Below are 13,369 nucleotides of genomic sequence, written 5' to 3'. Positions count from 1 at the left end.
ACGGAGTCCAAGTGCCGATCGAGGAACGGACGACGGACACACCGAGCCCCCGCGCGCGGTGATCTGGTGTGTTGTGGGGCAGCGTAGCGCCCCCTGACAGGGCGCCCGACCCCGGGGCTCGCTCGGTCGTGCGAAGTGATCGGTCGCCCGGAGGGCCGCCGGTGATCGGTGCGAGGTGTTGACCCCGTCGGCGGGCCGGGCCTACGTTGCCTGGAGGGAAAGCGCTTGCTGGCCCTCTGAGCTTTGTATCCGTCTTCGGAGGAGTGCTGATCAGGTCCATGCCGATGCCCCCGACCCCGCCTTCCGCGCCGTTCGCCGGCCGCCCGCTCCGCGCCGCCGTGATCGGTACGGGGGCCATCGCCCGAGGCTGTCATCTGCCCGCCCTGCACCAGCTCGCCGAGGAGGGCGAGACGGAGGTCGTCGCGGCCGTCGACATCGACGCCGCCGCGGTCCGGGAGTTCTGCGCGACGGGCGGCGTCCCGCACGCCTACACCGATCTGGCGCGGATGCTGGAGGAGCAGCGCCCCGACCTGGTCACCATCTGCACCCCGCCCACGCTGCACCGGGAGCAGACCATCGCCGCGCTGAACGCCGGCGCATGGGTGTGGTGCGAGAAGCCGCCGGTGCCCTCGCTCGCCGACTTCGACGCCGTGGAGGCGGCGGAGGGCGCGGACGGCGGGCCGTACGCCGCGATCGTCTTCCAGCACCGCTTCGGCTCCGGCGCCGCCCATGTGCGCCGGCTGCTGGACGCGGGCGCCCTGGGGCGGCCCCTGGTCGCGCACTGCCAGACCACCTGGTACCGCGACGCCGCCTACTACGCCGTGCCGTGGCGTGGCCGCTGGCAGACGGAGGGCGGCGGCCCGGCGATGGGCCACGGCATCCACCAGATGGACCTGCTGCTCGATCTGCTCGGGCCGTGGAGCGAGGTCCGGGCGATGGCCGGCCGGCTGGTCCACGACGTGGAGACCGAGGACGTCTCCACGGCGCTGCTCCGCTTCGAGAGCGGCGCCATGGCGACCGTCGTGAACAGCGTGCTCAGCCCCGACGAGGCGAGCCGCATCCGGCTGGACTGCGAGCGCGCCACGATCGAGCTGAGCCACCTGTACGGTTACGCCAACACCGACTGGCGCATCACCCCCGCGCCGGACGTACCGGTGGAAGAGGCCGCCGCCTGGCGCGAGTTCGGGACGGACGTGCCCAGCTCCCACATCGCCCAGCTGCGCGAGCTGGTGGCGAGCATGCGCGCCGGCGAGCGGCCCCGCAGCAGCGGGGAGGACGGCCGCAAGAGCCTGGAGCTGGTCACCGCGCTCTACAAGTCGGCGTTCACGGACACCACGGTGCGGCGCGGTGACATCGGCCCCGGCGACCCGTACTACACGCACCTGCACGGCGGCGCCGCCGGCTGGGCCCCCGCCCCCTCCGCGGCGGGCGCGAGCGCGGAGGCGCCGGCGTGAGCGGCCCCGGCATCGTCCACGTCCACGGCGACCGCGTCACCGTCACCGCCCCGGACAGCGGCGTCGAACTGCTGACGTACGTCTACCGCCCGGAGGCTGCGTGGGAGGCGCCCAAGCCGTACGTGCACCCCCTGCGGACCCTCTCGGGCGCGGTCGTCACCGACTACCGCCCGAACGACCACCGCTGGCACAAGGGCCTCCAGCTGACCGCCTCGCACCTGTCCGGGCAGAACCTGTGGGGCGGCAACAGCTATGTGCACGGCGAGGGTTACCTTCCCCTGCCCGACCGGGTCGGCTCCATGGCGCACGCCGGCTTCGACGAGGTCACGGCGGACGGCGACCGGGCCGTCATCGCCGAGCGGCTGACCTGGCACCCGCACTCCGGCGAGCTGTGGGCCGAGGAGGAGCGCCGCATCGAGGTGCACGGCATCGACGCCGGCTCCGGTTCCTGGGCGCTGACGTGGACCACCGCCGTCACCAACCGCCGCGACGAGCCGCTGCTGTTCGGCAGCCCCACCACCGCGGGGCGCGCGATGGCGGGCTACACCGGCCTGTTCTGGCGCGGCCCGCGCGGCTGGCGGGAGGGACGGATCATCGGCCCGGACGGCGAGGGGCCGCACCTGATGGCGACGCAGTCGCCGTGGCTCGCGTACTGCGCCGAGCACGACGGCGTCGACGGGCACGCCACCCTCGTCTTCGCGCACGCCCCGGAGAACGACCACCTCGGCGAGCGGGGCGAGCACCCGGCCCACTGGTTCGTGCGCAACGAGCCGTTCGCCGCCGTCGCCCCCTCCTGGGCGTTCTTCGACGAGCTGGAACTCGCTCCCGGCGACACCCTGCGCCGCCGCTACCGCATCGTGGTCGCCGACGGCGCCTGGGAGCGGGAGCGGATCACCGGCCGCCTGGAGGCGCTCCCGTGGTGACGGACGGGGCGCCGGCCGGCCGGTTCGACGGGCTGCCGGGCGGCGTCGCCGTCTCCCGGCTGTGCGTCTACGACTGGCCGGCCGCCGACGGCGTGCGCGGCGGCACTCCGCACCTGCACCTGACCTGTTCGGAGGCGTACGTCGTCACCGGCGGGCGGGGAGCGGTGCAGACGCTGACGGCCTCCGGGTTCCGCGTCACGCCGCTCACGCCCGGCACGGTCGCCTGGTTCACGCCGGGCACGATCCACCGGCTGGTGAACGAGGACGAGTTGCGGATCACCGTCCTGATGCAGAACAGCGGCCTGCCGGAGGCGGGGGACGCGGTGCTGACGCTGCCGCCGGAGTACCTCGCCGACCCGGAGACGTACGCCGCCGCGACCGGGATCCCGGCCGGGGCGCCGCGGGCGGAGCGCGAACGCGCCGCCCGGGCCCGGCGGGACCTGGCGATGGAGGGCTACCGCGCGCTGCGCGAGGGCGGTCCGCAGGCCCTGGCCGCCTTCCACCGGGCCGCGGGCGCCCTGGTGCGGCCCCGGCTCGCCGAGTGGCGGGAACGGCTGCGCAGGGGCGCGCAGGCCGCCGCCGAGGCCACCCGGGAGCAGCTCGACCGGCTGGAGCGCGGCGACGTGTCCCACCTCGCCGAGGCCGTCGTACGGGCCGAACAGCCGGTCGAAGAAGGCAGGTTCGGCATGTGCGGGCGGCTGGACGTGTACCGCGCGGACTTCTGACCCTCCGCAGCCGCGTGACCGCCCGTCAGTCCCCCGCAGGTGGTGGCGCTTGCGCCGGTGACGGCCCTCGGCGGCCCCGCAGGTGGTGGCGCTTGCGCCAGGCCACCACCGCGGCCGCCGCGCCCGGCACGGCGATGCACGCCATCGCGATCAGGAAGGCCGGGGACGTCGGCGTCGAGGCGCGTGCCCCGGCCACCACATACGCCGCCGTGTTCGGGACCGCCCCGAGCGCGGTCGCGAGCAGGAACGGCAGCCACCCCATCCGGGAGACGGCGGCGCAGTAGTTCGCCGCGGAGAACGGCACCCCCGGGAACAGCCGCACCGCCAGCATCGAGCGGAAGCCGTGCCGGCTGAGCTGCCCGTCGACGGCCGTCAGTACCCGCCCCCGCAGCAGCGGGCGCAGCGCGTCCTGCCCCAGCACCCGGCCCAGACCGAAGGCGAGCGCCGCGCCCAGCACCGTCCCGGCGACCGCGGCGCCGATGCCCAGCTGCGAGCCGAACAGCGCCCCCGCCCCGACGTTCAGCAGCGGTCTCGGCACGAACGCCACCGTGCACACGCCGTAGGCCACCGCGAAGACCAGCGCGGCGGCGGCCCCGCTCAGGTGCGGCGGCAGCCCTTCCGACAGCAGCCGCTGCGGCTCGACCAGCAGGACCGTCGTCGCGGCGCCGGCGAGCAGCGCGACGAGCAGGGAGAAACGGGACCAGGGCGACAGCAGCACGCCCACGCAGCGCGCGAGCCGGCCCGCGGTGACGGGCGGGTCCAGTGCGGCGGCGGTCCGGGGAGAGACCGCGGCGGTGCCCCCAGAGCGGGTGGTGGCATCGAGCATCCGGTGACACTAACCGACGAACATGTGTGATCGCCGTATGGTCCGTCTCACGACGGTCACGGGCGGGGAAACGAACGGCCTGTGGCGTCGCTGCGCCCGCGCGAAAACCATTCGACGCGCGACCGGCCCTCGGGAATGATCGGCGTCATGTTCCGGTACGCCTTCGTCCTCGCCGCATCCGCCGCAGCGGATGCCCCGAAGGCTGCCGTCCCGCTCCTCGTGGCCGCTGTCGACGGCGCCCGAAGCTGACCCTCCCCGGATCGACCGGCGGACCCCGCAGGGGGAGGGTCGGCCGGATCCACGGGGTCCCCGTCCCGGCCGAGCGCGCCGGGGCCATCACCCGGGCAGCACAACGGACTTCGAGGTACCGCCATGCCCAAGACGGCATACGTCCGCACGAAACCGCACCTCAACATCGGCACCATGGGCCACGTCGACCACGGCAAGACCACCCTGACCGCCGCCATCACCAAGGTCCTCGCCGACCGCGGCGCCGGCGCCTTCGTGCCGTTCGACCGCATCGACCGCGCCCCCGAGGAGGCCGCGCGCGGCATCACCATCAACATCGCGCACGTCGAGTACGAGACCGACACCCGGCACTACGCCCACGTCGACATGCCCGGCCATGCCGACTACGTCAAGAACATGGTCACCGGCGCCGCGCAGCTCGACGGGGCGATCCTCGTCGTCTCCGCGCTCGACGGGATCATGCCGCAGACCGCCGAGCACGTCCTGCTCGCCCGCCAGGTGGGCGTCGACCACATCGTCGTCGCCCTCAACAAGGCCGACGCCGTCGGTGACGGCGAGGACGCGATGCTGACCGACCTGGTCGAGCTGGAGGTGCGCGACCTGCTCACCCGGCACGGCTACGGCGGCGACGCGGCGCCCGTCGTACGGGTCTCCGGCCTGCGGGCGCTGGCGGGGGACCCGCGTTGGACGGCGTCCGTGGAGGCGTTGTTGGACGCGGTGGACACCTATGTGCCGGTTCCGGAGCGGTATCTGGACGCGCCGTTCCTGCTGCCGGTGGAGAACGTGCTGACCATCACCGGCCGGGGCACCGTCGTCACCGGCGCCGTCGAGCGGGGCGCCGTCCGGGTCGGCGACCGGGTCGAGGTGCCGGGCGCGGGCCTGGAGAGCGTCGTCACCGGGGTGGAGACCTTCGGCAAGCCGATGCAGGAGGCGCAGGCCGGGGACAGCGTGGCGCTGCTCCTGCGGGGCGTGTCCCGCGGCGCGGTGCGGCGCGGCCATGTCGTCGCGGCGCCGGGCAGCGTGACGCCCCGGCGGCGGTTCACGGCACGGGTGTACGTGCTGTCGGCGCGCGAGGGCGGCCGTACGACACCCGTGACGAGCGGGTACCGGCCGCAGTTCTACATCCGCACCGCGGACGTGGTCGGGGCCGTGGACCTCGGGGAGGCGGCGGTCGCGCGGCCCGGGCAGACGGTCGACATGACCGTGGAGCTGGGTCGCGAGGTGCCCCTGGAGCCGGGGCTCGGCTTCGCGATCCGCGAGGGCGGGCGGACCGTCGGCGCCGGGACGGTGACGGCCGTCGACGGGGCCCGAGCGCCGGGCACAATGGAGCGGTGACCGAATCCGTCCCCGTCAGCAGGCCCGTCGACCACGGGTTCGCCAAGCTCATGCCCGACGTCGACCGGGAGCGGGCCTGGCTGCTGACGGTGGACGGCGCTCCGCAGTCGTACGTCGACCTGGACGACCCCGCGCACCTGGAGTTCGAGTACGCGCGGCGGCTGGGGCACGTCCTGGACTCCGTCGCCGAGGAGGGGCGTCCGCTGGACGTGCTCCACCTCGGCGGCGGGGCGCTCACCCTGCCCCGGTACGTGGCGGCGACCCGGCCCGGCTCCCGGCAGGACGTGGTCGACGCGGACCGGGCGCTGCTCGAACTGGTGGTGGAACAGCTGCCTTTGCCCGAGGACTCCGGCATCGTGCTGCACGCGGCGGACGCCCGCGACTGGCTGGCGAAGGCGCCGGACGGCTGCGCCGACGTGCTGGTCGCCGACGTGTTCGGCGGCTCCCGGGTGCCGGCCCATCTGACGTCCCTCGACTACGCCCGTGAGGCCGCGCGCGTGCTGCGGCCCGGCGGCGTCTATCTGGCCAACCTGGCCGACGCCGCGCCCTTCGGCTTCCTCCGCTCCCAACTGGCCACCCACGCAGAGGTGTTCCGCGAGCTGGTGCTGATCGCCGAGCCGGCCGTGCTGCGCGGGCGGCGGTTCGGCAACGCCGTGCTGGTCGCCGCCCAGCGGCCGGTCGACACGCCCGCCCTGGCCCGCCGCACCGCCGCCGACGCCTTCCCGGCACGGGTGGAGCACGGCGAGGGGCTGCGCCGGTTCATCGGCGACGCGCGTCCGGTGCGGGACGCGGACGCGGTGCCCTCACCCGAGCCCCCCGACGGGGCGTTCGGCATCGGGTGATCCGGCGTGCCGGTCCGGGCCCGCACCGCCCGTCACCTCCTTGGTGCGGCGGCGAAGGTTGCGCACGTCGGGGACGCACAGGACCGCCGCCGTCACCACGACGACCAGCGCCGCGCAGCCCCACAGCGCCGTCGAGCGGCCGACCGCCGTCTCCGCGGGGCCGGCCAGCGCCGTCGCCAGCGGGACGAGGGCGACCGAGCCGAACCAGTCGTAGGCCGAGACCCGGGAGAGCTTGTCCTCGGGTATCTCCTGGTGCAGGGCGGTCATCCAGGAGACGCCGAAGATCTCCAGCGTGACGCCGGTCAGGAACATCGCCGCGCACAGGACTCCGGCCGACGTCGGCACGGCGAGCGCGGCGGAGGGGAGGGCCAGGGGGAAGACGCACAGGGTGCCCGCCAGCAGCAGCCGGCGCGGCTTCCAGCGCGTCATCAGCAGCGCCCCCACGACGGTGCCCGCCCCGAAGAAGCCCAGCGCCAGCCCCCAGGGCGCCGCCCCGCCCAGATGGTCCCGGGCGACCAGGGGGCCGTAGACCGCGTCGGCCGCGGCGACGACCGCGTTGGCGAGGGAGAACTGCACGACGATGCCCCACAGCCAGGGCCGGCCCGCGAACTCCCGCCAGCCCTCCCGCAGATCCGCGAGCAGCCCTCCGCCCGGTTCGCGCGGCGGGATGTGGCTCACGTCGAGGAAGGCGCGCATCGCCCCGGCGACGGCGAAGGCGGCGGCGTCCGCGGCGAGCACCCAGCCCGGCCCGATCGCCGCGACCATGACGCCGCCGAGGGCCGCACCGCCCAGGCCCGCCCCCTGCATCGCCATCCGGAACACGGCGAACGCCCGGCTCGCCTGCTCGCCCTGCACGGAGGACATCAGCATGCCCTCGGCGGCCGGGCTGAAGAACGCCTGCCCGGTGCCGCCCAGCGCGGACAGCAGCATCATCTGCCACAGCAGGGGTTCGCCGGTCAGCACGAGCAGCGCGAACAGGCCCTGGGAGACGCAGTTGAGGGCGTTGGCCGCGACCATCACCCGGTGCCGCGGCAGCCGGTCCGCGACCGCCCCGCCGATCAGCAGGAACAGCACCAGCGGCACCGTCCGCGCGGCGGCCACCAGGCCCACGTCGCCGCCGTCGCCGCCGGCCTCCAGCACCGCGAACGCGGCGGCGATGAGCGCGCCGTGGCTCCCGAGGTGGGTGACCACGGCGGCGGCGGTCAGCAGGCTGTAGTTGCGGCCCGCCCAGCCGGGGCGGTGCGGAAGGCGTCGGGGGCGGTCGGCGGTGTTCACCGGCCGACTATCCCCGCCCTACCCCCGACTTGCCAAACCGTTTGTTCCCGTCACTCGGTGGGTTCGCCGTGCAGCCGGACGGTGCTGAGGATCTTCATGACGGTCTCCTTGGGCACCTCGCCGGTCACGCCCTTGGCGCCGTAGAAGTTCCACGACACGAAGTCGCCCTTGGAGTTCTTGAAGCCGAACGTCAGGGCCTTGCCGTCGCTCGCGCACTTGCCCTTCTGCGGAGTGTTCTCCGACTGGGCCCAGGCGATGCTGCCCTTGATGCCCGAGGCGGTCGTGTACTCCTTGGCCTCCTTGTCGAAGGTCAGGCTCTTCTTGTCGGGCTGCGTGTACCCGCCGTACACCCACCACGGGACCGTGTTCACGGCGACCTCGTCGGTGTCCTTGGCGCCGTCAGCGCCCTTGGTGCCCACGGCGGCCAGCGCGGTGTCCTCGGTGCGGCCGTCCTTGTTGGAGTCGGTCGTGCACCACTTGGACTTGTAGTACGCCGGGGCCGACATGATGATCAGCGGCTTGGCGTCGTCCGACTTGTCGTCCTCGAAGCCGATGCTCAGGCCGGGCGACTGGACCTCCCAGTCGGCCGGCACGTCGAAGGCGACGCCGCGCTTGGGGTTGACGACGACCTTCCAGCCGTCGACGGTCGGCTTCTCGGTCTCGGTCCCGCGCGGGTTGTCGTCCGAACCGGACGCCGACGCGGCGGGCGAGGACGGGGCGGCGGGCGCCGACGGAGAGGCGCTGGTCTCCTTCTTCGGGCTCGCCGTGTCCTCCTCCTCGCCGCCGAGGACCAGGAAGCCGGTGACGGCGGCGGTCAGGACCACGGCCGAGGCCGCCACGATGGCGACGACCTTCGTCCGGTTGCCGTCACCGCCGCCGGGCGCCGGCTGGGGCGGGCCCGCCGGGGCCGGGGTGTTCCACTGGGACTGCCCTGCGTAGGGGCCCGGCTGCTGGTAGCCGGGCTGTTGATAGCCGGGCTGCTGGTACGGATTCGGCTGCTGGTAACCCGGCTGCTGGTACGGGTTGGGCTGCCCTTGCGGGTTGTTCTGCGCTTGCGGGTTCTGCTCGCCCCCGGGCGGCTGCTGTCCTGGCCACATGCGCAGTAACCCTAGTGCCGCCAGGGACACGATTCGGTCACTGCCCCTTGTCAGGGACGTAGCAATCCGGCCGGAGGTCCGAGCGGGCGGACCCGTGCGGCCCTGGCCACAGTGGCTACTCGTGGGTAACCTTCCGGCATGAGCGCAGACCAGATGTCGATCGGCGAGTTGCTCGCCGCCACGGTGCCGATGGTGAGGACCCTGAACCTCGAGTACCTGGAGACCACTCCGGAGAAGGCCGTGCTGGCCCTGCCGGACCAGAGCGAGTACCGCAACCACGTCGGCGGGCCGCACGCCGGCGCGATGTTCACCCTCGGCGAGTCCGCGAGCGGCGCGATAGTCCTGGCCGCGTTCGGCGACCAGCTCTCGCGCGCCGTGCCGCTGCCGGTGCACGCCGAGATCGCGTTCAAGAAGATCGCCCTGGGTCCCGTGACCGCCACCGCGACCCTCGGCCGGCCCGCCGCCGAGGTCGTCGCCGAACTGGACGAGGGCAAGCGCCCGGAGTTCCCGGTGTCCGTCGCCATCCGGCGCGAGGACGGCGCGGTCACGACCGAGATGACGGTGGTCTGGACGCTGCGTCCCAACAGCTGAGAGGCGGGTCACCGCCGGGGACCGGCGGTGCTGCCGGATGCTTCCGGGCGTGCGCCGGCCTACGGGCGCACGCCCGCGCGCCGATGGGTTAAGCGGCTGCCCTCATCGGTCGGGGCAGGGACGCCGGGGTTCCCGGTCCCCGTCCTTCGCGCGCAGGGCGGGGAGGACGTCCGGGCAGCCGTCACTTCCCGTGCACGTCCCGGTGCTGCCCGGCCAGCGCCGCGTACATCGTGCCGTTGAGGGTGAGCCCCTCGCGCTCCTCGGCGCTCAGCTCCCGCCGCACCTTCGCCGGCACCCCCGCGACGAGCGAACCCGGCGGCACGCGCATCCCCTGCGGTACGAGCGCCTGCGCGGCGACCAGCGAACCCGCGCCGACGACCGCCCCGTTGAGCACCGTGGCGCCCATGCCGATGAGGCAGTCGTCCTCGACGGTCGCGCCGTGCACCACGGCGTTGTGCCCGATGGACACCCGCTCGCCGACCGTCACCGGAAAACCCGGGTCGGCGTGGAGCGTGCAGTTGTCCTGGACGTTGCTCCGCGCCCCCACGGAGATCCGCTCCACGTCGCCGCGCAGGACAGCCCCGTACCAGACGCTCGCGCCCGCTCCCAGGGTCACGTCCCCGATCACCGCGGCCGTCGGCGCGACGAACGCGTCCCCGGCGATCTCCGGCTCCCGGCCGCCGATGCCCGTGATCAACGCCCCGTCCGTCATGTTCCTCCGCCTCCCATGGTCGACACCGGCACCGTACGCCACCCGGTGGGGCGAAGATCACAGGCCTCCCGGCCCGTGGGCGGCCCCGCGCCGATTACCGTGAGCGGGTGCCGAAGCGCAAGAACACGTTCTCATCCTGGCGACGCCGCCTCACCCAGCGCGCCGTCCACGCGGGCTGGGCCTGGGCGCAGCGCACCGGCTCCGTCACCGCCGACCGGCCGGGGCGGTTCCGCTTCGGCGCGATGGGAACCGGTACCAGACTCGCCTTCCCCCTCGGCACCGTCTTCGGCGAGCCCTGGATCCGCCTCGGCGCCCACTGCATCGTCGGCGAACAGGTCACCCTGACGGCCGGCCTGATGCCCGGCCTCGAACTCGGCCCCGAGCCGATCCTGCGCATCGGCGACGGCGTCGTGCTCGGCCGCGGCAGCCACGTCATCGCCGACACCACCGTCACCATCGGCAGCGACTGCTACTTCGGGCCCTACGTCTACGTCACCTCCACCAACCACTCCTACGACGATCCGCACGAGCCCATCGGCAAGCAGTGGCCCCGCATGGAGCCGGTGGAGATCGGGCCCGGCTGCTGGATCGGCACCGGCGCGGTGATCCTGCCGGGCGCCCGGATCGGACGGAACGTCGTCGTGGCCGCCGGCGCGGTGGTACGCGGCACGGTGCCCGACCACGCCGTGGTCGCCGGGGCGCCCGCCCGCGTCGTACGGCGCTGGACCCCGGCCGATGGCTGGCAGCCGCCGCTGCGCACCCCCGCCCCGGTGCCGATACCGGACGGCGTCACGCCCGAGCAGCTCACCGCGCTCGCCGGCCTCGACGAGGAGACGGCGGCGGCGCTCGCGCGGCTGGAGGCCGACGCCGAGTCCTGATCCGGCCTGCCGCCGGCCCGCCCGCGCAGCGCTGGAGGCCGCTGGGCGAGCAGCAGGCCTGCCCGTGCTTCCACCGGCCCGCGTACGCAGGGCCGAAGGAGACCGCCCGGCAGGCCGACGCCGATGCACCTGCCACCGGCACGCGCACGGAGGGCTGTTACCGTGCGGCCATGCGCTCACCCATCGGACACTTCGACCAGGCCGCCCCCGCCCCGGACCGCCTCGACGAACTGACCCGCCCGGTGGCCGACGCCGTACGGCACTGGCGCGGCAGCGTCCCCGCCGACCAGATCGTCTACGTGGACACCGACCCCCAGTGGGCCGACACCGCCGTCTTCGTCGAGCACTACGGCCGGGAACTGCTGGAGCAGTCCGCCAACTGCGTGGTCGTCGCGGGCAGGCGCGGCGGCGACACCACGCTGGCCGCGTGCGTCGTGCCGTCCACCACCCGCGTCGACGTCAACGGCGTGGTGCGCCGGCAACTGGGCGCGCGCAAGGCGTCGTTCGCCTCGATGGACACGGCCACCGGCGAGACCGGCATGGAGTACGGCGGCATCACTCCGATCGGCCTGCCCGAGGGCTGGCCGGTGCTGGTGGACTCTGCCGTCGTGGACCTGCCGTACGTCCTGGTGGGCAGCGGCCGGCGGCGGGGCAAGCTGCTGGTGCCCGGCAAGGCGTTCGCGGAGCTGCCCGGCGCGGTGGTGCTGGACGGCCTGGGCGTCGCCTGACGGATCAGGCGGGCGCCCGGTGGTGGGCCAGCGCCAGATGGGGGTCCGGCTCGCCCGGGACCGGCGCGGGATCGGCGTGCACCAGGGCCGCGGTGAGGCGGGGCACGGCGTGCAGCAGGGCGTGCTCGGCCTCGACCGCGATCGCGTGCGCCCGGCGTACGGTCGCCTCCCCGTCCACGACGAGGGCCACCTCCGCGCGCAGCCGGTGCCCGATCCAGCGCAGCCTCAGCTCGCCCACCCCGCGCACCCCCGGCACCTCGCGCAGGGCCCGCTCCGCCCGGTCCACCAGCGCCGGGTCCACGGCGTCCAGCACCCGCCGCAGCACCTCGCGCGCCGCGTCGCGCAGCACCAGCACGATCGCCGCCGTGATCGCCAGGCCGACGACCGGGTCGGCGAGCCGCCAGCCCAGCGCGGAGCCGCCGGCGCCGAGCAGCACCGCGAGGGAGGTGAAGCCGTCCGTCCGCGCGTGCAGCCCGTCCGCTACCAGCGCCGCCGAGCCGATCGAACGGCCGACCCGGATGCGGTAGCGGGCCACCCACTCGTTGCCCGCGAATCCGACCAGGGCGGCCAGGAAGACGGCCGGGACGTGCTCCACCGGACGCGGGTCGAGCAGCCGCGCGAACGCCGTCCATCCGGCGAAGACGGCGGACGCCGCGATCGTCAGCACGATCACGAGACCCGCGAGGTCCTCGGCGCGCCCGTAGCCGTAGGTGAAGCGGCGGTCGGCCGCGCGGCGGCCGAGGACGAAGGCGATCGCCAGCGGTACGGCGGTGAGCGCGTCCGCCGTGTTGTGCACCGTGTCGCCGAGCAGCGCCACCGAACCCGACCACGCCACCACGACCGCCTGTGCCAGTGCCGTCGCCCCGAGCACGGCCAGGGACACCCACAGCGCCCGCATGCCGCGCGCGGAGGACTCCAGGGCGGAGTCGACCCGGTTGGCGGCGTCGTGGGAGTGGGGGGTGAGCAGGTGCGCGAGGCGGTGGCGGAGGCGGGGCTCGGGGTCGTGGCCTTGGCCGTGGTGGCCGTGGTCATGGGTGTGATGGCCGTGATGGTCCTGGTGCATGCGGGGGTCGCTCATGTCCGTCTCCTTCCGGCCGCGCGCACACGGTGGACGTACCCGGGGAGCGGCATCATCATGTGCGTATGAGCGCACGCATGCACCTGTCACCTGCGCATGATGCGCAGCCGCACCCGCCCGGCGAGGAGCGGTTCGCGCTCGCCGCGGACCTGCTCGCCCTGCTCGGCGACCGGACCCGGCTGACGCTGCTGCACGCCCTCAGCGCCGGGGAGGCCGATGTCACGACGCTCACCGGCAGTTGCGGGGGCGCGGCCCGGCCGGCGGTCAGCCAGCATCTGGCGCGGCTGCGGCTCGCGGGACTCGTGGACACCCGCAAGGAGGGCCGCCGGGTGGTCTACTCCCTGCGCGACGGCCCCGTCCGCCGGCTCGTGGACGAGGCGCTGGGCATCGCCGACCACGGGCTCCGTGACGGCCCGCCGCACGACTGACCGCGCGGTAGGGCATGCGGGTGCCGAGGTACAGCTCGGCGAACGCCGCCGCGGCGGCGGGGGAGTCGAAGACGCGGCGCAGCTTCGCCCGTGCCGTGCCCGCCCGGAACGGGTCGCCCGAAGCGGCCCCGTGGAACACCTCGGACGGCCAGTGCGAGAACTCCTGGTAGTCCCGGACGTGTGCCAGGCAGGCCGCCGGGTAGCGACGGACGCCGCCCGCAGGACGTT

General features: G+C 74.5%; 14 protein-coding genes and 1 pseudogene. 9 read left to right on the top strand and 6 right to left on the bottom strand.

Going from position 1 to position 13,369, the window contains the following annotated elements:
• Positions 1-284 precede the first annotated feature (284 nt).
• From ACZ6KF_RS26285 to ACZ6KF_RS26275, 3 genes are read left to right on the top strand one after another with little or no spacing between them, the layout of a single operon-like run.
• On the top strand, positions 285-1,454 hold the full coding sequence (locus ACZ6KF_RS26285; protein WP_469240629.1) for a Gfo/Idh/MocA family protein: 1,170 nt from the start codon (positions 285-287) through the stop codon (positions 1,452-1,454).
• Positions 1,451-2,377 carry a DUF6807 domain-containing protein gene (locus ACZ6KF_RS26280; protein ID WP_469178062.1) on the top strand — a complete coding sequence of 309 codons (927 nt, stop codon included), beginning with the start codon at positions 1,451-1,453 and terminating at the stop codon, positions 2,375-2,377. The genes ACZ6KF_RS26285 and ACZ6KF_RS26280 overlap by 4 nt, the downstream gene beginning before the upstream one ends.
• Positions 2,371-3,102 (top strand): cupin domain-containing protein, encoded by a 732-nt coding sequence (locus ACZ6KF_RS26275; protein ID WP_469240602.1) that lies wholly within the window; start codon positions 2,371-2,373, stop codon positions 3,100-3,102. The genes ACZ6KF_RS26280 and ACZ6KF_RS26275 overlap by 7 nt, the downstream gene beginning before the upstream one ends.
• A 25-nt stretch (positions 3,103-3,127) precedes the next feature.
• On the opposite strand, the gene ACZ6KF_RS26270 is transcribed toward ACZ6KF_RS26275, so the two are convergent.
• Positions 3,128-3,928, bottom strand: coding sequence for a TVP38/TMEM64 family protein (locus tag ACZ6KF_RS26270; protein ID WP_356630928.1), 801 nt, complete (start codon positions 3,926-3,928; stop codon positions 3,128-3,130).
• A gap of 372 nt (positions 3,929-4,300) precedes the next feature.
• Between ACZ6KF_RS26270 and tuf the strand changes: the two genes are divergently transcribed.
• Both tuf and ACZ6KF_RS26260 read left to right on the top strand, forming a co-directional pair.
• Complete coding sequence (gene tuf / locus ACZ6KF_RS26265) at positions 4,301-5,512, top strand: elongation factor Tu (RefSeq protein ID WP_469240600.1); 1,212 nt, start codon at positions 4,301-4,303, stop codon at positions 5,510-5,512.
• Positions 5,509-6,354 carry a spermidine synthase gene (locus ACZ6KF_RS26260; RefSeq protein ID WP_469240598.1) on the top strand — a complete coding sequence of 282 codons (846 nt, stop codon included), beginning with the start codon at positions 5,509-5,511 and terminating at the stop codon, positions 6,352-6,354. The genes tuf and ACZ6KF_RS26260 overlap by 4 nt, the downstream gene beginning before the upstream one ends.
• On the opposite strand, the gene ACZ6KF_RS26255 is transcribed toward ACZ6KF_RS26260, so the two are convergent.
• Complete coding sequence (locus ACZ6KF_RS26255; RefSeq protein ID WP_356630922.1) at positions 6,316-7,629, bottom strand: MFS transporter; 1,314 nt, start codon at positions 7,627-7,629, stop codon at positions 6,316-6,318. The two genes, ACZ6KF_RS26260 and ACZ6KF_RS26255, sit on opposite strands and share 39 nt — an antisense overlap.
• 50 nt (positions 7,630-7,679) lie before the next feature.
• Complete coding sequence (locus tag ACZ6KF_RS26250; RefSeq protein WP_469240597.1) at positions 7,680-8,726, bottom strand: DUF8017 domain-containing protein; 1,047 nt, start codon at positions 8,724-8,726, stop codon at positions 7,680-7,682.
• A gap of 153 nt (positions 8,727-8,879) precedes the next feature.
• Between ACZ6KF_RS26250 and ACZ6KF_RS26245 the strand changes: the two genes are divergently transcribed.
• The gene (locus tag ACZ6KF_RS26245; protein ID WP_356631036.1) at positions 8,880-9,317 is read left to right on the top strand and encodes a DUF4442 domain-containing protein; all 438 of its coding nucleotides are present in this window, start codon (positions 8,880-8,882) and stop codon (positions 9,315-9,317) included.
• Positions 9,318-9,498: 181 nt separating this feature from the next.
• On the opposite strand, the gene ACZ6KF_RS26240 is transcribed toward ACZ6KF_RS26245, so the two are convergent.
• Positions 9,499-10,029, bottom strand: coding sequence for a gamma carbonic anhydrase family protein (locus ACZ6KF_RS26240; RefSeq protein ID WP_356630918.1), 531 nt, complete (start codon positions 10,027-10,029; stop codon positions 9,499-9,501).
• 107 nt (positions 10,030-10,136) lie between these two features.
• Here ACZ6KF_RS26240 and ACZ6KF_RS26235 point away from each other — a divergent pair, with 107 nt between their 5' ends.
• Together ACZ6KF_RS26235 and ACZ6KF_RS26230 are read left to right on the top strand one after the other, a co-directional pair.
• On the top strand, positions 10,137-10,907 hold the full coding sequence (locus ACZ6KF_RS26235) for an acyltransferase (RefSeq protein ID WP_469240594.1): 771 nt from the start codon (positions 10,137-10,139) through the stop codon (positions 10,905-10,907).
• Positions 10,908-11,077: 170 nt separating this feature from the next.
• Positions 11,078-11,635, top strand: coding sequence for a YbaK/EbsC family protein (locus ACZ6KF_RS26230; RefSeq protein ID WP_469159943.1), 558 nt, complete (start codon positions 11,078-11,080; stop codon positions 11,633-11,635).
• A gap of 4 nt (positions 11,636-11,639) precedes the next feature.
• Here the strand turns inward: ACZ6KF_RS26230 and ACZ6KF_RS26225 are convergent, their stop codons facing one another.
• Positions 11,640-12,713 carry a cation diffusion facilitator family transporter gene (locus ACZ6KF_RS26225; RefSeq protein ID WP_469240592.1) on the bottom strand — a complete coding sequence of 358 codons (1,074 nt, stop codon included), beginning with the start codon at positions 12,711-12,713 and terminating at the stop codon, positions 11,640-11,642.
• 65 nt (positions 12,714-12,778) lie between these two features.
• On the opposite strand from ACZ6KF_RS26225, the gene ACZ6KF_RS26220 reads away from it, so the two are divergent.
• The gene (locus ACZ6KF_RS26220) at positions 12,779-13,141 is read left to right on the top strand and encodes an ArsR/SmtB family transcription factor (protein WP_469178074.1); all 363 of its coding nucleotides are present in this window, start codon (positions 12,779-12,781) and stop codon (positions 13,139-13,141) included.
• 7 nt (positions 13,142-13,148) lie between these two features.
• Here ACZ6KF_RS26220 and ACZ6KF_RS26215 read toward each other — a convergent pair.
• Positions 13,149-13,343: pseudogene (locus tag ACZ6KF_RS26215) on the bottom strand (4-hydroxybenzoate 3-monooxygenase); the annotation flags it as partial.
• Between the last annotated feature and the right edge of the window lie 26 nt (positions 13,344-13,369).

It is taken from the genome of Streptomyces sp. NPDC046379, from assembly GCF_055587785.1.
This window is presented reverse-complemented; position numbering and strand designations above follow the sequence as displayed.

Coding starts and splice junctions, on each gene's coding strand:
- ACZ6KF_RS26220 (WP_469178074.1), top strand. CDS start 12,779: ATGAGCGCACGCATGCACCTGTCACCTGCGCATGATGCGCAGCCGCAC.
- ACZ6KF_RS26225 (WP_469240592.1), bottom strand. CDS start 12,713: ATGAGCGACCCCCGCATGCACCAGGACCATCACGGCCATCACACCCAT.
- ACZ6KF_RS26245 (WP_356631036.1), top strand. CDS start 8,880: ATGTCGATCGGCGAGTTGCTCGCCGCCACGGTGCCGATGGTGAGGACC.
- ACZ6KF_RS26230 (WP_469159943.1), top strand. CDS start 11,078: ATGCGCTCACCCATCGGACACTTCGACCAGGCCGCCCCCGCCCCGGAC.
- ACZ6KF_RS26270 (WP_356630928.1), bottom strand. CDS start 3,928: ATGCTCGATGCCACCACCCGCTCTGGGGGCACCGCCGCGGTCTCTCCC.
- ACZ6KF_RS26250 (WP_469240597.1), bottom strand. CDS start 8,726: ATGTGGCCAGGACAGCAGCCGCCCGGGGGCGAGCAGAACCCGCAAGCG.
- tuf (WP_469240600.1), top strand. CDS start 4,301: ATGCCCAAGACGGCATACGTCCGCACGAAACCGCACCTCAACATCGGC.
- ACZ6KF_RS26240 (WP_356630918.1), bottom strand. CDS start 10,029: ATGACGGACGGGGCGTTGATCACGGGCATCGGCGGCCGGGAGCCGGAG.
- ACZ6KF_RS26285 (WP_469240629.1), top strand. CDS start 285: ATGCCCCCGACCCCGCCTTCCGCGCCGTTCGCCGGCCGCCCGCTCCGC.